The following is a 22053-nucleotide window of genomic DNA, read 5'->3' on the forward strand; positions in this document are numbered from 1 at the left end:
AGGGACGCTGCAGTGAGGCACGTACGTCACGCCCGGTCCCCGGGCGGGACGACACGCCCCGCCGCTCCCCGGCAGAGGGCCTCGTGCCCCTGGGCACGTGCACCGCGCCCGCTTCACCGCGCAGGGAAGACGTGCCCCCGGACCGCGGACGTCACACCCGCATCCCGGCCGGGGACGACGTGCCGCCAGGCACGTACATCACCCCCGCCTCCCCGCGGACGGGCGGCCGGACAGGCGGGCCGAGTCCGCGGCCTCCCGGCCCTGTGCCCAGCCGTCCGCGTCGCGCCCCTTGAGGCGGTACGAGGTCGTCTCGGGGAACATCCGTCCGGCCGTCTCGCCGACCGCCACGTCCCGGGCGGCGAGCACCGGCAGGACCTCCGGCCGTGCCTCCGCCGCCGCCACGTCCTGCACGGCCGCCGACAGCCGGTCGCTGATCCGGCCCGCATAGGCGATCAGGAACGACTCCCGGAAGTCGCGGGTGCGGCGCGAGCGGCCGCTGGCGTGGTGGTCGTCGGCGGCGCGGTTCATCGCCGAGGTGGCCTGCACCAGCAGGGACGTGTACAGCAGCTCCACCAGCTCCAGGTCGGCGTCGAAGCCGACGACCGTGGAGAAGCCGTATTCGGCCGACCAGACCGCCTGGCAGTGGTTGGCCGCGGCCACCGCGTCCAGGAGCAGCGCCTTGGCCGATTCGTACGGGCCGTCGACGCCGATCCGGCAGGCGCCCGGCCCCTCGCCGGCGGTGTCGGAGCCGACGGCCAGCAGCGCCTCGTCGATGGAGTGCCGCGCCATGAGCTCCTGCGCCTTCGCGGAGAGGGCCTCCGCCTCCTCCGGGAACTGCGTCGACTCGGCCTTGGCCAGCAGCGCCCGGATCCGGCCGAGCATGCGGGGCGGGGCGGTCGTGGCCTGCGCGCCGACGTGGGCGGTGCCCGGCAGCGGGCCGGCGCCGCCGATGCGCGGGAGGGAGTCCAGCAGCCGCAGCGCGCCCAGCGCGCAGGCGGCCGTCTCGAAGCGGGTCAGCCGCTCGCGCCGGCCGAAGCCGCCGAGGAACGCCTGGTCGCCTCCGGCGTCCTCCTCCCACCACGCCTGTGCGTCCAGCTCGGTGAGCTGCGCGGCCCAGCGGGCGCCGAGCGTGTCCGGGGCGTAGCGACGCGCCTCCGCGGCGATGACGCCGACGGTGAAGCGCGTTTCGGTGGGCGTCAGGTCCCGCCGGGCGAGCCGTACGACGTCCGCGGGCTGCCAGCCGTACTCCCAGCAGCGGCGTACGGTCGCCGAGGCGATCCGCAGGACCGCGCCGCTGATGGCTTCCCAGCCGGCGGGGGCGGCGGCCAGGGCGGATGCGGCCGCGTAGACGGCGTCGTCGAGCGCGTCGCCGTGCAGGCCCCGCAGGCCGCGCACGGCGGCCTCCACGGTCTGCAGCGGCGGCTCGGGCTGCGCGGGCGTCTGCACAGTGGTGGTCCTTCGAACGTGGGGGGCCGTCCCGGTACGGGGCGGGAGGCCATTCTCGCGCACGCCCGAAAATCCCCGCGCTGACCTGCAGGCATGCTTCGAACACCCAGAGTGGCGGGCAGGGTGCGGGCGCCCCCGGGCAGACGGACGAAGGCCCCCTCGGCGGTGTGCCGAGGGGGCCTTCGTCAGGTGACGGACGTCCGGGACGTCAGGGACGACCTGGCGTCAGGACGTCAGGACGTGCAGCACGTCAGGAGCCGGTCGCGCTGCCCGCGACCCACTTCGCCCAGTCCATGTTCCAGCCGTTGAGGCCGTTGTCGGGGGCGATGGTCTTGTCGTCGGAGTTCTTGACCTCGACGATGTCACCGATCAGCGAGTTGGTGTAGAACCAGGCGCCCGGGGTGTTCGGGTCGTTCGCGCCCTGCTTGTCCTCCAGGCCCACGCAGCCGTGGCTGGTGTTGGAGACGCCGAAGACGCCGCTGCCCCAGTAGTTGCCGTGGATGAACGTGCCGGACGTGGACAGCCGCATGGCGTGCGGCACGTCCTTGATGTCGTACTCGCCCTTGCCGTCCTTCTTGGTGAAGCCGACGGTCGAGCCGTCCATCCGGGTCTCCGTGAACTTCTCGGAGATCACCATCTTGCCGTTGTACGTCGGGCTCGACGGGCTGCCCGCGGAGATCGGGATGGTCTTGATGGTCTTGCCGTCGCGCACCACCGTCATCTGGTGGGTCTTGGCGTCGACCGTGGAGACCTGGGAGTGCCCGATCTTGAAGTTGATCGTCTTCTTCTGGACGCCCTTGATGCCCGGGGCGCCCTCGACGCCGTCGAGGTCCATCTTCAGGGTGACCTCGGAACCGGACTTCCAGTACTCCTGCGGGCGGAAGTCCAGGCGCTGGTCGCTGAACCAGTGACCGACGACCTGCTGGCCGCTGCTGGAGGTGACCTGCAGGTGGGACTGGACGGCCTTGCGGTCCTTGATCGGCTTGTCGAAGTTGATCGACACGGGCATGCCCGCGCCGACCGTCGAGCCGTCCTCCGGCGTGAAGGCGCCGATGAAGCTGTTCTTGGGCGAAACGGTGGAGAAGGCGGAGTTCTCGGTGGCCTTGCGGCCCTTGTCGTCCTTGGCCTCGGCGATGACCTTGTACTTCGTCGAACGTTCGAGCTGCTTGTTCGGCTTCCAGGTCTTCTTGTCCGAAGATATTGAACCCTCGACGGGGGTGCCCTTGTCCGTCGTCATCTTGACGCTCACGAGCTCGCCGTCACTGACGGTGACCTGAACGGCGTCCGTGGTGATACCGGCGTCGGTGGCACCGCTCTTCGGCGTGATCTTGATCTGCGCCTTGGACGCGTCCTTGGCGGCCGCGGCATCGACCTGGCCCTGCGACTTCTTGCCCTTGTCGTCGCCGCCGCCCTTGGCGCCGTCGTCGTCACCGCCGCACGCCGCCAGAGTCAGTACACCGCCGAGCACAGCGGCCGCGGCCACCAGGCCCTTGCGGCGCTTGCCGTACGTCATCACACGCTTCTCCATTGCTCCTGGACCCCGGAATCCCCGAGCCGATCATGGGGCTCGTGGGGTTGCACGCATCCCGGCTACTACATACAAGAACGCCTGCACCCTTTCTCCCGTTCCACGCATCGGAAAATTGTGGGGAAGGCCACCACAAGTAAAGACCCCCGGACGGCAGACGCCGCAACGAGGGTCTTGATTAAGGGCGGATGCCCTGCTAGGGGAGCGGATGGCGCATGCGGCTTCCCCAGGGGCCGCCCCTGTCACTAACATCGTGTCAGTCGGGACGCGCCGAAGCTCCACGACCCCCAATCGCCGTCGCCCCAAGGGGGATTCTCCCGTGACCGCACGCCGCCCGCTGCTGACCGCCGTCGCCGCCGGCACGCTGTTGTCCGCGGTGTGGTTCGTGCCGAGTGCGAACGCCTCGGACGACCGCCCGGCCCCGGCCGCCCGGCAGCAGGCCCGTCAAACCCCTGTTCCCACCGCCGAGCTGGCCCTGGCGGACACCGGCAGCGTCGACACCACCCCGTACGTCTTCGGCGGCGTGGCCTTCGTCGCGGCGGGCGGCGCGCTCGTCACCGCCGCTGTGCGCAAACAGCGCACAGCGGCTCGGTAACGCAGAGTCAGCCCAGCGGCCCGGTCACCGTCTCGACGGCATCGACCAGCTTTCCGGTGCGGACGAACGCCTCGGCCGCGGCCAGGTCGGGCGCCAGGAAGCGGTCCTCGCCCGGGCCCTCCACGCCCGCCTCGCGGACGGCCTTGAGCACCGCCTGCGTGGCCGGCCCCGGCGTCAGGCCCTCCCGCAGCTCGATCGCGCGGGTGGCGGCGACCAGCTCCACGGCCACGACGCGGCCGAGCGCCTCAAGGGCCGTGCGCAGCTTGCGCGCCGACGACCAGCCCATGGAGACGTGGTCCTCCTGCATCGCGGAGGACGGGATCGAGTCCACGGACGCGGGCACGGCCAGCCGCTTCATCTCGCTGACCAGGGCGGCCTGCGTGTACTGGGCGATCATCAGCCCGGAGTCCACGCCCGCGTCGCCCGCCAGGAACGGCGGCAGCCCGTGCGAGCGGTCCTTGTCCAGCAGCCGGTCGGTGCGGCGCTCGGCAATTGAAGCAAGGTCAGCGGCCGCGATCGCAAGGAAATCAAGGACGTAGGCCACCGGCGCACCATGGAAGTTGCCGTTGGACTCGACCCGGCCGTCCCGGAGCACGACCGGGTTGTCGACGGCCGACGCCAGCTCGCGGTCGGCGACCAGCCGGGCGTGCGCGAGGGTGTCCCGCCCGGCGCCGGCGACCTGCGGCGCGCAGCGGATCGAGTACGCGTCCTGCACCCGCGGCGCGTCGTCCTGGTGGTGCCCAGTGAGGCCGGAGCCCTCCAGGACGGCAAGCATGTTCGCCGCGGAGACGCCCTGGCCCGGGTGCGGGCGGATGGCGTGCAGCTCCGGCGCCAGGACCTTCTCCGAGCCCAGCAGCGCCTCCAGCGAGAGCGCGGCGGTGACGTCCGCCGAGGTCATCAGCCGGGACAGGTCGGCGCAGGCCATCACGAGCATGCCGAGCATGCCGTCGGTGCCGTTCAGGAGGGCCAGGCCCTCCTTCTCGCGCAGCTCAAGGGGCTCGATGCGGTGCTCGGCCAGCAGCTGGGCGGCGGGGCGCACCACGCCGTCGGGGCCCTCCGCGTCGCCCTCTCCCATCAGGGTCAGCGCGCAGTGCGACAGGGGCGCGAGGTCGCCGGAGCAGCCCAGCGAACCGTACTCGTGCACGACCGGGGTGATGCCGGCGTTCAGGACGGCGGCCATCGTCTCCACGACCAGGGGCCGGACGCCCGTGTGGCCGGAGGCGAGCGTCTTCAGGCGCAGGAACATCAGCGCCCGTACGACCTCCCGCTCGACGCGCGGGCCCATGCCGGCGGCGTGCGAGCGGACGATGTTGCGCTGGAGGCGGGCGCGCAGCTCGGGGCTGATGTGGCGCGTGGCGAGGGCACCGAATCCGGTCGAGACGCCGTAGACGGGGTCGGGCTTGGCGGCCAGGTCGTCGATGACCCGCCGCGCTGCGGCGACGGCGGCCAGGGCTTCCTCGGACACGACGACGCGCGCTCCCTTGCGCGCCACGGCGATCACATCATCCGCGGTCGTCCCGGTCGTCCCCACCACCACAGTGTGCATATCCATATTCAGGCACCCTAGAGACTGAATCGCGACCTGTCACCACCCCTTTTTCCAGTACAACGAGCAAAGGCCCGGCGACCTTCCTCGCCCGGGCGCGACCGCCGGGCCCGATGACCTTGCTCGGCCGGGCCCGACGACCTTGCTCAGCCCGGCCCGCCACGGCCCCGGAACCGCCGCCGTTCCACCGCGCCCCCGGGCCCGGCCGTGGGCTCCGGCGGGCGGTCCGCCATCCGCACCACCGGATCCGGCCGCCCCCTGCCGCCCTCCCGCCCCGCGACCACCGGCTCCGCCGACCCCGCCCCCTTCGCCCGGTACTGCGCCGCGTCCGCCAGCCGGAACAGCCGCCGGGCCGAGCGCACCGGCCCGATCGGGTCGCCGGTCGACGCCACCCCGCACGCGACCCCCTCCCCCAGCTCCAGCTCCCCTGCCCGCCGGCACAGTTCGCCGGCCACCCGCACCACCTCGTCCGCCTCCGGCCCCACCGTCAGCAGACAGAACTCGTCGCCGCCCAGCCGCGCCGCCAACGCCCCCGGCAGCATCGCCCCGCACAGCGACAGCACCGAGCCGAAACGTTCCAGCAGGCGGTCGCCCACCGCGTGCCCCAAGGTGTCGTTGACGCGCTTGAGCCCGTTGAGGTCGCACACCACCAGACTCACGACGACACCGTCCAACTGGTGCCGCTCCACGGCCTCGTCGAGCCGCGCGTCGACGGCCCGGCGGTTCGCCAGCCCCGTCAGCGGATCGGTGAACGCCAGCCGCCGCACCTCCTCCAGCCGCTCGGTCTGGGCGATCCCCGACGCGGTCACCGCCGCCAGCACCGTCGCGAACTCCGCGTCCGCGCCGTCGAAGACGGGCGCCCCGAGGAGGCGCGCCACGTACAACTCGCCCCAGGCGCGGCCGTGCAGCACGACAGGGGCGACGATGCAGCACCCCCGCCCGCGCCGCCGCAGAACGGCCCCGCGCCGGACGTGCGTCTCCTCGCCGGGGGCGTCCGCCGTCTCCACCCACGCGCGCGGCGAGCCCCCCGCCGCCGCCTCCCGCAGGACCCCGGCGATCTCCGGAAAGGCGTGCACGGGGTAGGACTCGTCGCTGGGGAAACGTTCCTCCCCGGGGGCCAGCTCCCCGGTGTTGACGAGCACCCGCAGCCGTCCCCGCTCGCGCTCCCAGACCGAGACGGCGGCGAAAGCGGCGCCCAGCGCGCGTCGCGCGCCCTCCGCGGCGGCCTCGACGCTTTCGAGGGGGGTGGGCGCGGCGGCCATCGCCTGCGCCAGCTCCACCACGGCGCGCAGGCGGTCGTCACCCTCCCCGTCAGCTGCCACCCGAGCCTCACATTCCGTCACGGTGCGCAGGTTCTGCACTCCAGCGTAAGAACGTTGGGCTCATTCCGCTTTATAAGAGCCTTTATGCACTCTTGGACGGGGGAACGGCTCCCCGGAGCCGGGGCCCGGAACGGGCAGCCCGGCCGCGGGTGCCGCTCACTCGCCCGGCCAGTTCGGCGTCCGCTTCTCGTTGAAGGCCGCCACGCCCTCCGCCCGGTCGCCGGAGAAGGCCACCGTGCGCCACGCCGCGTCCTCCACCTCCAGGCCCGCCCGCAGGTCCAGCCCGTGCCCCAGCCGTAGGGCCCGCTTCGCGGCGCGCACGCCGACCGGCGAGTTGGCGGCGATCCGTCCGGCCAGCGCCAGCGCCTCGGCACGGGCCTGCCCGGCGTCCACCAGCACGTCGATGAGCCCCAACTCACGGGCCTCCGCCGCCTCCACGCGCCGCGCGGTGAAGATCAGCTCGGCGGCGCGGGCCGCCCCGACGCGGCGGGGCAGCAGCTGCGTGCCGCCACCGCCGGGGATCACGCCCACCGAGACCTCGGGGAGGCCGACGACGGCGGTGCCGTCGGCGACGATCAGGTCGCAGGACAGGGCGAGCTCGAAGCCTCCCCCCAGCGCGAAGCCCTGCACGGCGGCGATGGCGGGCACGGGCAGTTCGAGCACGCCGGTGTAGCAGGCGCGGGCGTAGGGGCGCTGGCGGCGCAGGTCGTCGTCGCTGAAGGAGTTGCGCTCCTTCAGGTCCGCGCCGACGCAGAACGCGCGGTCGTTCGTGGACGTCAGGACGACGGCCCGGACGTCGCGGTCGGCGGCGAGGGCGGCGGTGGCCTCGGTGACGCCGCGGCCGAGCTCGGTGGAGACGGCGTTCATGGCCTTGGGACGGTCCAGTACGAGCTCGGCCACGTGGCCGTGCCTGCGGATGGCGATCCATTCCCCGAAGCGGCGCTCACTCACGTTTGCCCTCCTGATCTGCGGCTGATCCATGTCCGGCTGTGGGCACCGATCATGCCGGGGCCCGGGGCGCGAAACCAGAGCCGAGCGCCCCCGAAGCGCGGCGGGAGGAGGGCGGGCTGGGTCCCGGTGGGCGCACCGCCCGGCCCTGCGCCCACCGGCCGTGCCGGCGGCGGGCGTGCATGCACCCGGGGCTCCCTGGCCGGGGCGGACGGGCCCGAGCAAGCGGACCGGCCGGGCGAACGGGCCCGGAAGGGCGGGCCGGGGCAAGCGGACCGGCGCGCGCCGGCCGGGACGAACGGGCCCGAGCTCCCGGACCGGGGCGGGCAGGCCGGAGCAAGCGGCCGGGACGAACGGACCGGAGCGAGCGGACCGGGACGAACGGACCAGGCTCCCGGACCGGAGCGAGCGGAGGACGAACGCTCCGGGGCTCCCGGGCCGGGGCGGGCGGGCCCCGGTCGCGGCGGGCCCCGGCCGTGGCGGGCCCGTGGGCGTGCCGGTCAGTCGCCGCGGCGGGTGAGGAGCCAGGGCTCCACCACGCCCAGGCCCCGTACCGGCCGCTGCCACATCGGCTGGAGGGCGAAGCGGTACTCGGGGTGTTCCTCGCCCGCCTCCTGGGCCGCCGCGGCCTCCGCCTCCGACTTGGGGGCGTCCCCGGCGCGGGCCAGTTCCTCCGCGAGGGCGCCGTCCACGAGCACGGCGTCCTTCGGCGCTATCGACGTCAGGCGGCTGGCGAGGTTGACCGTCGTGCCGAAGACGTCGCCCATGCGGGTGGTGACCGTCCCGAAGGCGATGCCGACCCGCAGTTCGGGCATGGTCTCGTCGTTGGTGAGGGTCTCGATGAGCCGCAGGCCGATCTCGGCGGCGGTGCCCGCGTCGTCGGCCGCGTAGAGGACCTCGTCGCCCAGGGTCTTGATCAGGCGGCCGCCGTGGGCGGCCACGAGGTCGGCGGCCGTGGTCTCGAACGCCTCGACCAGCTCGCCGAGCTCCTCCTCCTCCAGGCGGCGCGTCAGCCGGGTGAAGCCGACGAGGTCCGCGAAGCCGACGGCGAGGCGGCGGTCGACCATCTCCGCGTCGTCGGCCGCCTGGACGACACGGCCGGTGGCAGCGGCGAGCTGGCGCCGCCAGACGTAGATGAGGAACTCCTCCAGCTCCGGCAGGAGCAGCTCGACCAGCGGATAGGTGATCTCCGTGCGGGTCATGCCCTCCTGAGGCTCGGTCAGGCCCTCCAGGAAGGAGTCGATCTGCCAGTCGGCGAGCCGGGCCGTGGTCTGCCCGGTGGAGCGGGCGACCTGGACGGCCATGGGCTCGCTGAGCAGGCCCGCCTCGACCAGGCCGGCCAGGCGCCGCAGCGCCAGCACGTCGGCCTCGGTCAGCGCCCTGGCCTGGCCGATGTCGGCGAAGCCCATGGCCCGCCAGAAGCGGGCGGCCAGATCCATCGAGACGCCGGCCGCGCGGGCGGCCTGGAAGGGGGTGTAGCGCCGCTCGGCACCCAGGATCAGGGCTTCGAGCCGGAGGGCGAGGGGGTCGCCGCCCTCCTCGGCGCTCTCCTCACCGAAGTCCTCCTCGGAGGCTGCGCCTGCGGCACCGTCCTCCCCCGTGGCCCTGACGGCACGGGAGGTTCCCCCATCGTCGGCGGTCACCGCCCGCCCCCTGTCCGATCCGTGCGCACTGCCCTGCCGATCACTGCTCGCTTAGGTTCCGTGCACAACGATACGTCAGGTGTGCCGTAGCTCACTCTCCCGGCGACACGGCACTCACTCTTTACGACGTTTACGACCCTGCCGGCCGCAAATGGACGATGTCACCCGCTCCCACCGGCTCCTGGACCCCTTCGGCCGTCGCCAGCACCAGCCGTCCGTCGCCGTCGACGGCCACTGCCTCGCCGACGAGGTCCCGGCCGCCGGGCAGTTCGGCGCGCACGGTCCGGCCGAGGGTGGCGCAGCCTGCGGCGTACGCCTCCTGCAGGCGGCAGGCCGCGGGGTCGCCGCCGGCGGCGCGCCACTCGCCGTACCACTCCTCCAGGGAGCGCAGGACGGCCCGCAGCAGCGGGTCGCGGTCGAGGACCTTGGCTCCGGCGAGCGCGAGCGATCCGGCTCCCGGCACGGGCAGCTCGTCGGCGCGCAGCGAGACGTTGAGGCCGATGCCGACCACGACGCTGTCCCCCGCGCGTTCGGCGAGGATGCCGCCGGCCTTGCGTTCCTGCCCGTCGACGGTGACGAGCAGGTCGTTGGGCCACTTCAGGGCGGTGTCGACGCCGGCGGCGCGGGAGAGCGCGGTGGCGGTGGCGACGCCGGCGAGGAGGGGGAGCCAGCCCCAGCGCCCGGCGGGCACGCCGGGGCCGGGGGTGAGGCGGACGGAGAAGAAGAGGCCGGAGCGGGGCGGCGCGGACCAGGTGCGGTCGAGGCGGCCGCGGCCGGCGGACTGCTCCTCGGCGACGAGCACGGCGCCCTCGGGGCCGCCGGAGGCGACGAGGTCGGAGTTGGTGGAGCCGGTCCGCTGCACGACGTCGACGGAGGTCCACAGCGCGCCGGGGCGCAGCAGTCCGCGTCGCAGGGCGGTGGCGTTCAGCGGGGGACGGTCGAGGTTGGACCAGCGGTTGGCGGGGTCGGGTGATCCGGGGGCGTCAGGGGGCGTCATAACAGCCACCATAGGAGGCAGGGGAGGAGGAATCGGTGTGGCCAACGACGCACTGCCGCAGCGCAGCCGCGCCGATACGCTACGGACCGGTAGCACCCGGTCAGCCCGAACTCACCCACACCTCTGGACGAGCAGGAGCCTTATCCCGTGTCCGAGCCGCACACCTCTGGATTCGACATCCACACCACCGCCGGCAAGCTCGCGGATCTGCAGCGCCGGATCGAGGAGGCGACGCACGCGGGCTCCGCGCGTGCGGTGGAGAAGCAGCACGCCAAAGGGAAGCTGACGGCGCGCGAGCGGATCGATCTGCTGCTGGACGAGGGCTCGTTCGTCGAGCTCGACGAGTTCGCCCGGCACCGTTCGACCAACTTCGGCATCGAGGCCAACCGCCCCTACGGGGACGGCGTCGTCACCGGCTACGGCACGGTGGACGGCCGGACGGTCTGCGTGTACTCGCAGGACTTCACCATCTTCGGCGGTTCGCTCGGCGAGGTCTACGGCGAGAAGATCGTCAAGGTGATGGACTTCGCCCTCAAGACGGGCTGCCCCGTCATCGGCATCAACGACGGCGGCGGGGCGCGGATCCAGGAGGGCGTGGTCGCGCTCGGCCTGTTTGCCGAGATCTTCCGTCGAAACGTCCACGGGTCGGGTGTGATCCCCCAGATCTCCCTGATCGTCGGGCCGTGCGCGGGCGGCGCGGTCTACTCGCCCGCCATCACGGACTTCACGGTGATGGTGGATCAGACCTCGCACATGTTCATCACCGGTCCCGACGTCATCAAGACGGTCACGGGCGAGGACGTCGGCTTCGAGGAGCTGGGCGGCGCCCGGACGCACAACACCACCTCGGGCGTGGCGCACCACATGGCGGGTGACGAGAAGGACGCCATCGACTTCGTCAAGGCGCTGCTGTCGTACCTGCCGTCGAACAACCTCTCCGAGCCGCCGGCCTTCCCCGAGGAGGCGGACCTGGACGTCTCGGACGCCGACCGCGAGCTGGACGTGCTGATCCCGGACTCGGCGAACCAGCCGTACGACATGCACACGGTGATCGAGCACGTCCTGGACGACGGCGAGTTCCTGGAGACCCAGGCGCTCTTCGCGCCGAACATCATCACGGGCTTCGGCCGGGTCGAGGGCCACCCGGTGGGCATCGTCGCCAACCAGCCGATGCAGTTCGCCGGCTGCCTGGACATCAACGCCAGCGAGAAGGCCGCGCGCTTCGTGCGCACCTGCGACGCCTTCAACGTCCCGGTGCTGACGTTCGTGGACGTCCCCGGCTTCCTCCCGGGCACCGACCAGGAGTACAACGGCATCATCCGGCGCGGCGCCAAGCTGATCTACGCCTACGCCGAGGCGACGGTCCCGCTGATCACGGTCATCACGCGCAAGGCGTTCGGCGGCGCGTACGACGTCATGGGCTCCAAGCACCTGGGCGCCGATCTCAACCTGGCCTGGCCGACCGCGCAGATCGCGGTCATGGGCGCGCAGGGCGCGGTCAACATCCTGCACCGCCGTTCCCTCGCGGCCGCGGAGACGCCCGAGGCACAGGAGGAGCTGCGGGCGCAGCTGATCGCGGACTACGAGGACGCGCTGCTCAACCCGTACGCCGCGGCCGAGCGCGGCTACGTCGATGCGGTGATCATGCCGTCGGAGACCCGCCGGCACATCGTGCGCGGGCTGCGGACGCTGCGGGACAAGCGTGAGGTGCTGCCGCCCAAGAAGCACGGGAACATCCCCCTGTAGGGACGCACCTCCCAGGCCCGCACCGACAGCACCAGGCAACAGAAAGGGAAGCCGTCGTGATCAAGGTCGTACGGGGCAACCCGACCCCCGAGGAGCTGGCCGCCGCCCTGGCGGTGGTCCAGGCCCGCGCGGCGGCGGGGGCCGCCGCCGCGCCGTCCGAGCCCGACCGGCCGGAGTGGTCCAGCCCGGAGCGGCTGGTCGCGGCCCGGCGCGTCCCGGCGCCGGGGCCGCGCTCGTGGCGCACCACCTACTGGCCCTCCTGAGCCCCGTAAGTACCCGTCGTTCCCGTTTTGCCCGTGGCGCCTGAGTACGCGTACTCAGGCGCCACGCGCGTTCCGGCCGGACCATGGGGGCCATGCTCTGGTCCGACCCGTCCGATGAACCGCCCGAGGAACTGCGCGAGGCGCAAGCCATGCTCCGGCGGGCCGGGATCGTGCTGGCGGTAGGGATGGTGCTGCTGTTCCTGCTGCTGGGGACGGGCTGAGCGGGACGGCCGGGTTCACAGGCGCCTCATAGGTTTGCCCCTCCTGCAACCGCATTCGCCCGATTCGCGTCATGCCCAGTGATATGCCGTGAACGGGGAGAACCGCGGGAGTCCGTCTCATCATGAACAAACCCGTACGCCGAATAGCGATATTCACCGGGGCGCTGATCCTCGCCCTGCTGGTGCAGGCCACGTGGGTTCAGTTCGTCCGCAGCGACGAGCTGTCCGGTCACAAGAACAACCGCCGGGTGGCGATCGCCGGCTTCTCGCAGCCGCGCGGCAACATCATCGTCGGCGGCCGGCCCGTCACCGGCTCCACGGAGACGGACGGCGACCTGAAGTACAAGCGGACCTTCACCGACGGCAAGATGTACGCCCCGATCACGGGCTTCTCCTCGCAGAGCTACGGCAGCTCCTACCTCGAAGGCGTCAACGACAAGCTGCTCAGCGGCGCCGACGACCGCCTCCTCCTGCAGCACCCGACGGACATGCTGACCGGCAAGAAGCCCCGGGGCGGCGACGTGGTGACGACCATCGACCCGAAGGCGCAGAAGGCCGCCTACGAGGGCCTGGGCAACAGGAAGGGCGCCGTGGTCGCCCTCGACCCGCGCACCGGCAGGATCCTCGCGGCCGCCTCCACGCCCTCGTACGACCCGTCCGTCTTCGCGGGGAACGGCAAGCAGGACCAGGCCGCCTGGGAGGCGTTGCAGAAGGACGCGGACAAGCCGATGAACAACCGGGCGCTGCGGGAGACCTACCCGCCCGGCTCCACGTTCAAGATCGTGACGGCGGCCGCGGCCCTGGAGAACGGCCTCTACACGGACGTCGACGCGAGCACCGACTCCCCCGACCCGTGGATCATGCCCGGCACGGTGACCAGGCTGCCCAACCAGAACCCCAACGCCCCCTGCAAGAACGCCTCGCTCAACGTCGCCATGCAGAACTCCTGCAACACCGTCTACGGCAAGGTCGGCTCCGACCTCGGCAAGGACAAGATGCGTGCGACGGCCGAGAAGTTCGGCTTCAACCAGCAGTACTTCGTGCCGGTGCGGGCCAGCAAGAGCACCTTCCCCTCCGGCATCAACACCTCCCAGACCGCGATGGCCGGCATCGGCCAGGGCAGCCTCACCGCCACCCCCCTGCAGGTCGCGATGATGACCGCCGCCATCGCCAACGACGGCAAGCTGATGAAGCCCTACATGGTCGAGGAGCTGCGCGGCCCCGACCTGTCCGTCATCGAGAAGCACGAGCCCGAGGAGATGTCCCGGGCCGTCTCGCCCGAGGTGGCGAAGAAGATCCAGCAGATGATGGAGGACACCGCGACGAAGGGCACCGGCAAGGCCGCGCTCATCGACGGCGTCACCGTCGGCGGCAAGACCGGCACCGCCGAGCGCGGCAAGGACCAGAAGAACCTGGCCTGGTTCATCTCCTACGCCAAGACCTCCGACGGCTCGCCCGTCGCCGTCGCCGTGATGGTCGACCCGGACGACAGCGTGCCGGACGACGAGATCTCCGGCGGCCGGCTCGCCGGGCCGATCGCCAAGAAGGTCATGCGGGCCGTGCTCGACAAGTGACGCCCCGTGCCGCCCGTAGGCTGGCCCGTATGACCGACTGCACCGCGCGCCGCCGCCTCGTCCTCGCCTCCCAGTCCCCCGCCCGCCTCGGCCTGCTGCGCCAGGCCGGGCTGGCCCCCGAGGTGATCGTCAGCGGAGTCGACGAGGACGCGCTCGACGCCCCGACCCCCGCCGAGCTGGCCCTGGTCCTCGCCGAGGCGAAGGCCGCCGCCGTCGCCGGCCAGGACGCGGCGGCCGGGGCGCTGGTCGTCGGCTGCGACTCGGTGCTGGAGCTGGACGGCCTGGCGCTCGGCAAGCCGGCCGACGCCGAGGAGGCGACGGCCCGCTGGAAGTCGATGCGCGGCCGCTCCGGCGTCCTGCGCACCGGGCACTGCGTCGTCGACACCGCCACCGGCCGCCGGGCCTCGGCGACCGCCTCCACCACCGTCCGCTTCGGCGAGCCGTCGGACGCCGAGATCGCCGCCTACGTGGCCTCCGGCGAGCCGCTGCACGTCGCGGGCGCCTTCACCCTCGACGGCCGCTCCGCGCCGTTCGTCCAGGGCATCGACGGCGACCCCGGCAATGTGATCGGCCTGTCGCTGCCGCTGCTGCGCGAGCTGCTCGCCGAGCTCGGGGTCGGCATCACCGACCTGTGGGCGTGACGTCGGGCGGAGCCTAGAGCGGCAGCGCGGCGGGGACCTGCTTCAGCTGGTTCAGCTGGTCGAGCTTGCGCAGCCCGTTGGCGATGCCGGGGTGCAGGCTCTGGTCCTGCGGCGGCGCGATGTCCGGGGCGACCGGCATCTCCGGCATGCCCTTCGGCGGCTGCGGACCGGAGTGCCCCTGCACGACGGGCCTGGGCTTGGCGTGCTTGGCCTTGGCCGGAGCCGTCCTGGCCGGAGCGGCCGCCGGGTGCGCGGGCTTGGCGGGCGTGGCCTTCGGGTGCGCGGCCTTGGAGGGCACGGGCTTCGCAGGCCCGGGCTTGGCCGGCGTCCCCTTGGCGGGGGCGACCTTCGCCGGCCCGGTCTTCGCCGGTGCCGTCCTGCCCGGTGTCGCCTTCGCCGGTGCGGTCCTGCCCGGGGTGGTCCTGGCGGCCTTCTCGGGGGTGTCCTTGGGCGGGGCGGTGACCTTGACGGGGCCCGCGCTCGACGAGGGCGGCGGCGCGACCGGCGTCGGCGCGACGGGCGAGGCGGAGGCGGCGGCCGAGGACAGGGACAGTGCGGCGCCGGCCAGGGCCGCAGCGGCAGCAATGCGCTTGATCATGACTTCATCAACGATGTCAGGGTATTTCGGTCACCCCCTCCTCCCTCGGTCGAGCGGTTTTCGCCACCTGCCCGGAACCCGTACATTTCCCATAACTTCCCTTTAAATACTGCCCCTTTACCTACCGCTCACCCACCGCGAGAGAGGTCCGTCATGCCGCAGTCCGTCGACCGCGCCCTGGACGTCCTGGACGCCGTCGCCGCGTCCGACGGGCCGGTACCCGCCAAGGCGCTCGCCCGGCAGCTGGGCTGCGGCCTGTCCACCGTCTACGAGCTGCTGGGCACCCTCGCCGCCCGCGGCCACGTCGTCCGCACGCCCGCCGGCTACGCCCTGGGCTACCGGGTGCCGGCCCTGCACGACGCCTTCCGGCGGCAGATGCGGATGAGCGGCGAGGTGCAGGAGCTGCTGCAGCAGACACGCCGGGCCGTGGGCGTGGACACCTACTTCAGCACCTACCGCGACGGCGGCATCGCCGTGCTCGCCGCCGCGACCGCCACCCGCCCGGCCACCGGCGGCTTCACGCTGGGCCGGGACGACGCGGGGCACGCCACCGCCCACGGCAAGGTCCTCCTCTCGGCCCTGCCGCGAGCGGCCCGGCTGCGCTATCTGGCGGCGTCCGGAATGCGCGCGATCACCCCGCGCACCATCACCTCTCCGCAGCGGCTGGACGACCAGCTGCGCCGCGTGCGGCGCGAGGGGATGGCCGTGGAAGTGGAGGAGTGTGCGCCCGGCGTGGCGTGCGTGGCGGTGCCCGTACCGACGGCCGGGGCGCTCACGGCCGTCTCCGCCGCGCTGCCGCTGGAGGACTTCCACCGCCGCGGCCGGGACGTGGCCGAAACGCTGCGCCAGGTGGCGGCGGAGGCGGCCGCGTTCCAGAACGCGGTGCACATCAGCGGCGCTACTGACGGGTAAGCCCATGGATACGGGGCCCTACGGTCCGGGACGGCACGCAAACTTTCCGTCACCCGTTCGTAGGGACTCCACAAAGAAACGGCTTCACAGGGGCCCGGCACCCCCCGAGAGCTTGACCACACCTTCGCGCGATCGGCACGCCGGGAAACCCGGCGTACCGTGGATGATCTGGGGACTTCCGCTCACACACGGCTCCCTTCTCACGCTCCGTGTGGGCAAGGTCACCCCGGAAGTCGGGTCGGCACAAGGTGTCGCCAGTACCTAAACTCGCCTTGTTTCAAGGAGGGAGCCAATCGTGCGCAAGGTGCTCATCGCCAACCGTGGCGAAATTGCTGTCCGCGTCGCTCGTGCGTGCCGGGACGCCGGGATCGGAAGTGTGGCGGTGTACGCCGATCCGGACCGCGACGCGTTGCATGTCCGCGCGGCCGACGAAGCCTATGCGCTGGGCGGTGACACCCCCGCGACCAGCTACCTCGACGTGGCCAAGGTGCTTGCCGCCGCAGCCGAGTCCGGCGCGGACGCCATCCACCCGGGTTACGGCTTCCTCTCGGAGAACGCCGAATTCGCACAGGCCGTCATCGACGCCGGCCTGACCTGGATCGGCCCGCCCCCGCAGGCCATTCGCGACCTGGGCGACAAGGTGGCGGCCCGTCACATCGCCCAGCGCGCGGGTGCCCCGCTCGTCGCCGGCACCCCCGACCCCGTCAGCGGGGCCGAGGAGGTCGTGGCGTTCGCCGAGGAGCACGGCCTGCCGATCGCCATCAAGGCCGCCTTCGGCGGCGGCGGCCGCGGCCTGAAGGTCGCCCGCACCCTCGAAGAGGTCCCCGAGCTCTACGACTCGGCCGTCCGTGAGGCCGTCGCCGCCTTCGGCCGCGGCGAGTGCTTCGTCGAGCGCTACCTGGACCGTCCGCGCCACGTCGAGACCCAGTGCCTCGCCGACAAGCACGGCAACGTGGTCGTGGTCTCCACCCGCGACTGCTCGCTGCAGCGCCGTCACCAGAAGCTCGTCGAGGAGGCTCCCGCGCCGTTCCTGAGCGACGAGCAGAACGCCGAGCTGTACCGCGCCTCCAAGGCCATCCTCAAGGAGGCCGGCTACGAGGGCGCCGGCACCTGCGAGTTCCTGGTCGGCCAGGACGGCACGATCTCCTTCCTGGAGGTCAACACCCGTCTGCAGGTCGAGCACCCGGTGACCGAGGAGGTCACCGGCATCGACCTCGTGCGCGAGATGTTCCGCATCGCCGACGGCGAGGAGCTGGGCTACGACGACCCGCCGCTGCGCGGCCACTCGTTCGAGTTCCGCATCAACGGCGAGGACCCGGGCCGCAACTTCCTGCCGGCCCCCGGCACCGTCACCCGCTTCGACCCGCCGGCCGGCCCCGGCGTCCGCCTGGACGCGGGCGTGGAGTCCGGCTCGGTCATCGGCCCCGCCTGGGACTCCCTGCTGGCCAAGCTGATCATCACCGGCGCCACCCGCGAGCAGGCCCTGCAGCGCGCGGCCCGGGCCCTGGCGGAGTTCCAGGTCGAGGGCATGGCCACGGCCATCCCCTTCCACCGGACGGTCGTCGCCGACCCCGCCTTCACCTCGGACCCCTTCCGGGTCCACACTCGCTGGATCGAGACCGAGTTCGAGAACACCATCGCGCCCTTCGCGGGTGCGGCGGCGGACGAGGACGAGGAAGCGCCCGGCCGCGAGACCGTGATCGTCGAGGTGGGCGGCAAGCGCCTGGAGGTCTCGCTGCCCTCCTCGCTCGGCATGACCATCGCCCGCACCGCCGCGGCCGGCGGCGCCAAGCCCAAGCGCCGGGCGGCCAAGAAGTCCGGCTCCGCGGCCTCCGGCGACGCCCTGGCCTCCCCGATGCAGGGCACCATCGTCAAGGTGGCCGTCGAGGAGGGCCAGCAGGTCAACGAGGGCGACCTCATCGTGGTCCTGGAGGCCATGAAGATGGAGCAGCCCCTGAACGCCCACCGCTCCGGCACGGTCAAGGGCATCACGGCCGAGGTCGGCGCGTCCGTCTCCTCCGGCGCCGTGATCTGCGAGATCAAGGACTGACCGGTTCAGCTCCGCCTACGGGCCCCGGCCGCACAGGCCGGGGCCCGTGGCATTCGTGGGCCGGGGCGCGCACGGGCCTGGCATCCTTGACCGACGGGGACTGTGGGACCTGAGGCCGGCTTTGCGGCCACCGATCGGGAGGACTGACGGAATGGCGACCGACGCGGCGCAGACGTCACCACGACCTATGCGCGCGGACGCCCGGCGCAACTACGAGCGGCTGCTCGTGGAGGCCCGCACGGCGTTCACCGAGCACGGCACGGACGCCTCCCTGGAGGACATCGCCAAGCGGGCCGGGGTCGGCATCGGCACGCTCTACCGGCACTTCCCCAACCGCACCGCGCTGATGAGCGCGGTCTTCCAGGGCGAGGTGGACGGCCTGCTCGCACGCTCCCGCGAGCTGCTGGCCTCCCCCGAGCCCTGCCGGGCGCTCGTCGCCTGGCTGCGGGCCATCGTGGCGCACGCCAGCACCTACCGCGGGCTGTCCCGCGCCCTGATGGCCGCGCAGACCGACGAGGGCTCCGCGATGTCCCGGTGCAGCCTGCCGATGCGCGAGGCGGGCAGCATGCTGCTGGCCCGCGCACAGCGGGCCGGCGCCATCCGCGACGACGTGGACATCGTGGACCTGATGCAGCTGACCAACGCCATTTCGCTGGCGGTCGAACAGTCCCCGGACGACCCGGAGTTGGCCGACCGCCTGCTCACCCTGACGCTGACGGGGATAAAGGCCCGGACCGTCCCGGCCTAGAACCCGTCGGCCTAGGGCGTGTCCGCAAAGTAGCGCCGTACGCCCGAAGGGCGTGGCCCGCGGCGTCTGGTGCTGGGGGCACCTCCCAGCGGTAGCTGGGGGAGATCGCAAGGCGGAGGGTCGCCCTCGTACTGGGCGTACTTGGGTGATCCCGACAACGCGGCGAGCGTGCGTGCCTGGGGGCACCTCCCAGCGGTAGCTGGGGGAGCGTCGCGGGCCAGGCGGGACTTTGCGGACACGGCCTAGGCCGCCCGGCGCGCGGTCGCACGCCGGGATGGCCCAGGGGTTGTCAGCCGGCGACGAGGTCGCCGCGCGAGAGGCCGGACCCCTCGGGGACGGCGGCGGGGTCGCTGCCGAGGTCGGCCACGGCGTTCCGCTCGTCGACGAAGACGACGCGGGGCTCGAAGGTGCGCGCCTCGGCGTCGTCCATGGAGCCGTAGGCGATGATGATGACCAGGTCACCGGGGCTGATCAGCCGGGCGGCGGCGCCGTTGATGCCGAGCACGCCACTGCCGCGGGGGCCCTCGATGACGTAGGTCGACAGGCGGGCGCCGTTGTTGATGTCGACGATGTCGACCTTCTCGCCGGGCAGCAGGTCGGCCGCTTCCATCAGGTCGGCGTCGACGGTCACGGATCCCACGTAGTGCAGGTCCGCCTGGGTGACGGTGGCGCGATGGATCTTGGACTTCATCATCGTACGCAGCATGGAGACACTCCCGGAGACTCAGCTCCCTGCCTGCGCTTGTGCAGGTCAAGGGCGATCTCCTCACTCTACCGTCCGCGCGTGCGGCCGTACCCGGGCGATCAGGAGGGCGACGTCGTCCTGGTCGTTGTCCTCGCGCAGCTCCCGCAGCAGCAGGTCGCAGGTGGACTCCAGGTCCAGCGGCGGCCCGTCGAGCAGCCCCACCAGCACGTCCAGCCGGGCGTCGATGGCCTCGTCGCGGGTCTCCACGAGGCCGTCGGTGTAGAGCACCAGCTGGTCGCCGGGTGCCAGCGGGGCCCCGACGCTCTCGAAGGGGACGCCGCCGACCCCCAGGGGCGCGCCCGTGGGCAGGTCGAGCAGGGCGGGCCGGCGGCCGGGGCGGACGAGGACGGGCGGCAGGTGCCCGGCGTTGGCGACCCGGCATTCGTCGCGCTGCGGGTCGTAGACGGCGTAGACGCAGGTGGCGATCGTCTGGTCCAGACCACTGGCGGTGCGGTCGAGGTGGCGCAGCACCTGGGCGGGGTCGAGGCCGAGGCCCGAGAGGGTGCGGGCGGCGGTGCGCAGCTGGCCCATCGCGGCCGCGGCGTTGATCCCGCTGCCCATGACGTCGCCGACGACCAGGGCGCTCTGGGCGCCGTCCTGCGGGATGACGTCGAACCAGTCGCCGCCGACCTGTCCCGCGGCGCCGGCGGGCTGGTAGCGGTAGGCGACCTCCAGGCCCGGCGGGCTCTGGGGTTCCTGGGGCAGCAGGTCGCGCTGGAGGGTGAGGGCGGTGGCGCGCTCGCGCTGGTACCAGCGGGCGTTGTCGATGCAGACCGCCGCGCGGGCGGCGAGCTCCCCGGCCAGGACGACGTCGTCCTCCCCGAAGGGCTCGGGGTTGCGGGTGCGCTTGAGGTCCAGGGCGCCGAGCACCTCGCCGCGGGCGATCAGCGGCACCGCCATGTACGAGTGCAGCCCGGCCCGGCCCAGGAGTCCGGCGGCCTCCTCGTCGCGGGCGATGCGGGGAAGGTCCCGGGGGGTGACGCGGGGCAGGTGGACGGGGCGGCCGGTGCTCACGCAGCGGGCGACGAGCCGGTCGGCGTCGTAGCGGGCGATCTCGCCGGGCGGATCGGCGGCCCGGACCGCCTCGGTGGCCTCCGACGAGGCGACGGCCAGCGCCCGGAACACCGCGGCCTGCTTGCTCCCCGGGGCGGCGGCGCCGCTGAGGACGGTGTCGAGGACGTCCACGGCGGCCACGTCGGCCAGGCCGGGGACGACCACCCCGGCGAGCTCGCGCGCGGTCTGGTCGAGGTCCAGGGTGGTGCCGATGAGGACGGACGCATCGGCGATCAGGGCCAGCCGGCGGCGGGCCTCGGTGGCCGTCCGGTGCCGCTCGGTGACGTCGACCACCGAGGTGGCCAGGCCCATCTCGCGGCCGGCCGGGTCCTCCAGCCGGTAGTACGAGACCAGGCGGGCGCGCTCGCCGACGGCGGGATCGGCCATGCGGCCCACGACGAACTGGTCCAGCAGCGGGGTCCCCGTCGCCAGCACCTTGCGCATGGCGGCCTCGATCCCCTCGGCGTCCTTGACGGGCAGCACGTCGTGGACGCGCTTGCCGAGGTGCTCCTCGGCGGAGAGCCGGTGCATGCGCTCCAGGGCGGGGTTGACCATGACGTAGCGCAGGTCGGTGTCCAGGACGGCCAGCCCGATCGGGGACTGGGCCACCAGCCGCAGGGACAGGGCCAGGTCGCGCTCGACGTCGCGCAGGAGGTCCTGGTCGGTGGCCATGCCGAGGGCGTAGACGCCGCCGCCCTCGTCCTCCAGCCGCATGTTGCGGAACTCCAGCATCCGGGTGGTGCCGTCCTTGCGCACGGCGGGGAAGGATCCCGCCCAGGCGCCGCCGCTCATCACCTTGGCGAAGAGCCCGAGGACCTCGGCGCGGTGCTCGTCGTCGACGAGCAGCCGGGCGGCGTGGCGGCCCAGGGCCTCGGAAGGGGTCCAGCCGAAGAGCTCCTCGGCCTGCGGGCTCCACAGGACGATCCGGCCCTCCTGGTCCAGCACCGCCGCGGCCACGCTGAGCAGGTCGAGCAGGCTGCCGGGCTCGTAGGGGGCGGGCCCGGACCGCGCCGGGTCCGGCCGGAATGCGTCGGTGGCGCCCATCCGAGGTCCTCCTTCCGCCCGCTCGGGGGTGGTGCGGCGGCCTCGCGCCCGTAGGTGCCCGGTCCCTCGGTCCTTTCCTCGCCCGTCACGCCGCAACGTCTTCCATGTTCTCTCCGAACCCGCCCCCTGCGCAGCCCGCGGCGGCGTCCGGATCGCCGTGCTGGAGTGTCCGGGGCCGACGCGCGCCCCCGTCGCACCGGGTCATTCCCCGGGCAGGGCCCCCGGGAGGGGAAGGGCGAACCAGACGGTCTTCCCGGCGCCGGAGGCGTGGTGGCCCCACTGGGCGGCGATCTGCTCGACGAGCCACATGCCGCGCCCGTTCTCGCTGTCCGGACCGGCCTCGGCGCACAGCGGCAGACAGCCGCCGGCGTCGGTGACCTGGGCGACCAGGTGGTCGGGGGTGCGGCTGAGGACCAGCCGGACGTCGCCGGAG

20 protein-coding genes are annotated in these 22053 nt (G+C 73.0%); 9 read left to right on the plus strand and 11 right to left on the minus strand.

What is annotated here, in order from left to right; genetic code table 11:
• Positions 1 to 198 precede the first annotated feature (198 nt).
• The gene (locus tag LE181_RS13990; RefSeq protein WP_372458355.1) at positions 199 to 1395 is read right to left on the minus strand and encodes a DUF2786 domain-containing protein; all 1197 of its coding nucleotides are present in this window, start codon (positions 1393 to 1395) and stop codon (positions 199 to 201) included.
• Between the two features lie 301 nt (positions 1396 to 1696).
• A complete protein-coding gene (locus LE181_RS13995; RefSeq protein WP_225661584.1) occupies positions 1697 to 2974 on the minus strand; it encodes a L,D-transpeptidase in 1278 nt (425 codons plus the stop codon).
• Positions 2975 to 3293: 319 nt separating this feature from the next.
• On the opposite strand from LE181_RS13995, the gene LE181_RS14000 reads away from it, so the two are divergent.
• A complete protein-coding gene (locus tag LE181_RS14000) occupies positions 3294 to 3569 on the plus strand; it encodes a hypothetical protein (RefSeq protein WP_225661585.1) in 276 nt (91 codons plus the stop codon).
• 7 nt (positions 3570 to 3576) lie between these two features.
• Here LE181_RS14000 and hutH read toward each other — a convergent pair whose 3' ends face one another.
• From hutH to LE181_RS14025, 5 genes are all read right to left on the minus strand, one after another.
• Positions 3577 to 5115, minus strand: coding sequence for a histidine ammonia-lyase (gene hutH, locus LE181_RS14005; protein ID WP_225661600.1), 1539 nt, complete (start codon positions 5113 to 5115; stop codon positions 3577 to 3579).
• Positions 5116 to 5261: 146 nt separating this feature from the next.
• Positions 5262 to 6377 carry a GGDEF domain-containing protein gene (locus LE181_RS14010; RefSeq protein WP_225661601.1) on the minus strand — a complete coding sequence of 372 codons (1116 nt, stop codon included), beginning with the start codon at positions 6375 to 6377 and terminating at the stop codon, positions 5262 to 5264.
• A gap of 216 nt (positions 6378 to 6593) precedes the next feature.
• Positions 6594 to 7388 carry an enoyl-CoA hydratase/isomerase family protein gene (locus tag LE181_RS14015; protein ID WP_225661586.1) on the minus strand — a complete coding sequence of 265 codons (795 nt, stop codon included), beginning with the start codon at positions 7386 to 7388 and terminating at the stop codon, positions 6594 to 6596.
• Positions 7389 to 7885: 497 nt separating this feature from the next.
• Positions 7886 to 9028, minus strand: coding sequence for an adenylate/guanylate cyclase domain-containing protein (locus LE181_RS14020; RefSeq protein ID WP_225661587.1), 1143 nt, complete (start codon positions 9026 to 9028; stop codon positions 7886 to 7888).
• Between the two features lie 130 nt (positions 9029 to 9158).
• Positions 9159 to 10025 carry a biotin--[acetyl-CoA-carboxylase] ligase gene (locus LE181_RS14025; RefSeq protein WP_225661588.1) on the minus strand — a complete coding sequence of 289 codons (867 nt, stop codon included), beginning with the start codon at positions 10023 to 10025 and terminating at the stop codon, positions 9159 to 9161.
• A gap of 147 nt (positions 10026 to 10172) precedes the next feature.
• Here LE181_RS14025 and LE181_RS14030 point away from each other — a divergent pair, with 147 nt between their 5' ends.
• The 5 genes from LE181_RS14030 to LE181_RS14045 all read left to right on the plus strand — a co-directional run bounded on the left by LE181_RS14030 (position 10173) and on the right by LE181_RS14045 (position 14470).
• On the plus strand, positions 10173 to 11771 hold the full coding sequence (locus tag LE181_RS14030) for an acyl-CoA carboxylase subunit beta (RefSeq protein WP_225661589.1): 1599 nt from the start codon (positions 10173 to 10175) through the stop codon (positions 11769 to 11771).
• Positions 11772 to 11827: 56 nt separating this feature from the next.
• Positions 11828 to 12034 (plus strand): acyl-CoA carboxylase epsilon subunit, encoded by a 207-nt coding sequence (locus LE181_RS14035; protein ID WP_190112784.1) that lies wholly within the window; start codon positions 11828 to 11830, stop codon positions 12032 to 12034.
• A 92-nt stretch (positions 12035 to 12126) separates the two neighbouring features.
• Complete coding sequence (gene mmpB / locus LE181_RS32210; protein ID WP_263868884.1) at positions 12127 to 12255, plus strand: morphogenic membrane protein MmpB; 129 nt, start codon at positions 12127 to 12129, stop codon at positions 12253 to 12255.
• 122 nt (positions 12256 to 12377) lie between these two features.
• The gene (locus tag LE181_RS14040) at positions 12378 to 13829 is read left to right on the plus strand and encodes a peptidoglycan D,D-transpeptidase FtsI family protein (RefSeq protein ID WP_225661590.1); all 1452 of its coding nucleotides are present in this window, start codon (positions 12378 to 12380) and stop codon (positions 13827 to 13829) included.
• A gap of 29 nt (positions 13830 to 13858) precedes the next feature.
• Entirely contained in the window at positions 13859 to 14470 is a 612-nt protein-coding gene (locus LE181_RS14045; protein WP_225661591.1) for a nucleoside triphosphate pyrophosphatase, read from the plus strand.
• 13 nt (positions 14471 to 14483) lie between these two features.
• Here LE181_RS14045 and LE181_RS14050 read toward each other — a convergent pair whose 3' ends face one another.
• Positions 14484 to 15068: a hypothetical protein gene (locus LE181_RS14050; RefSeq protein WP_225661602.1), complete on the minus strand. Its 585-nt coding sequence runs from the start codon at positions 15066 to 15068 to the stop codon at positions 14484 to 14486.
• A 153-nt stretch (positions 15069 to 15221) separates the two neighbouring features.
• On the opposite strand from LE181_RS14050, the gene LE181_RS14055 reads away from it, so the two are divergent.
• The 3 genes from LE181_RS14055 (at position 15222) to LE181_RS14065 (ending at position 18778) form a co-directional block, all read left to right on the plus strand.
• Complete coding sequence (locus LE181_RS14055; RefSeq protein ID WP_225661592.1) at positions 15222 to 15980, plus strand: IclR family transcriptional regulator; 759 nt, start codon at positions 15222 to 15224, stop codon at positions 15978 to 15980.
• A gap of 295 nt (positions 15981 to 16275) precedes the next feature.
• A complete protein-coding gene (locus LE181_RS14060) occupies positions 16276 to 18030 on the plus strand; it encodes an acetyl/propionyl/methylcrotonyl-CoA carboxylase subunit alpha (protein ID WP_225661593.1) in 1755 nt (584 codons plus the stop codon).
• 151 nt (positions 18031 to 18181) lie between these two features.
• Entirely contained in the window at positions 18182 to 18778 is a 597-nt protein-coding gene (locus LE181_RS14065; RefSeq protein ID WP_225661594.1) for a TetR/AcrR family transcriptional regulator, read from the plus strand.
• A gap of 289 nt (positions 18779 to 19067) precedes the next feature.
• On the opposite strand, the gene panD is transcribed toward LE181_RS14065, so the two are convergent.
• The 3 genes from panD to LE181_RS14080 form a co-directional block, all read right to left on the minus strand.
• Entirely contained in the window at positions 19068 to 19484 is a 417-nt protein-coding gene (gene panD, locus LE181_RS14070) for an aspartate 1-decarboxylase (RefSeq protein ID WP_225660544.1), read from the minus strand.
• A 60-nt stretch (positions 19485 to 19544) separates the two neighbouring features.
• A complete protein-coding gene (locus tag LE181_RS14075) occupies positions 19545 to 21620 on the minus strand; it encodes a SpoIIE family protein phosphatase (RefSeq protein ID WP_225660545.1) in 2076 nt (691 codons plus the stop codon).
• A 201-nt stretch (positions 21621 to 21821) separates the two neighbouring features.
• On the minus strand, positions 21822 to 22053 hold a 232-nt coding region (locus LE181_RS14080), incomplete at its 5' end, for an ATP-binding protein (RefSeq protein WP_225661595.1).

Origin of the sequence: Streptomyces sichuanensis, assembly GCF_020328095.1 — a bacterium.
GTDB classification, from domain to species: Bacteria; Actinomycetota; Actinomycetes; order Streptomycetales; family Streptomycetaceae; genus Streptomyces; species Streptomyces cinnamoneus.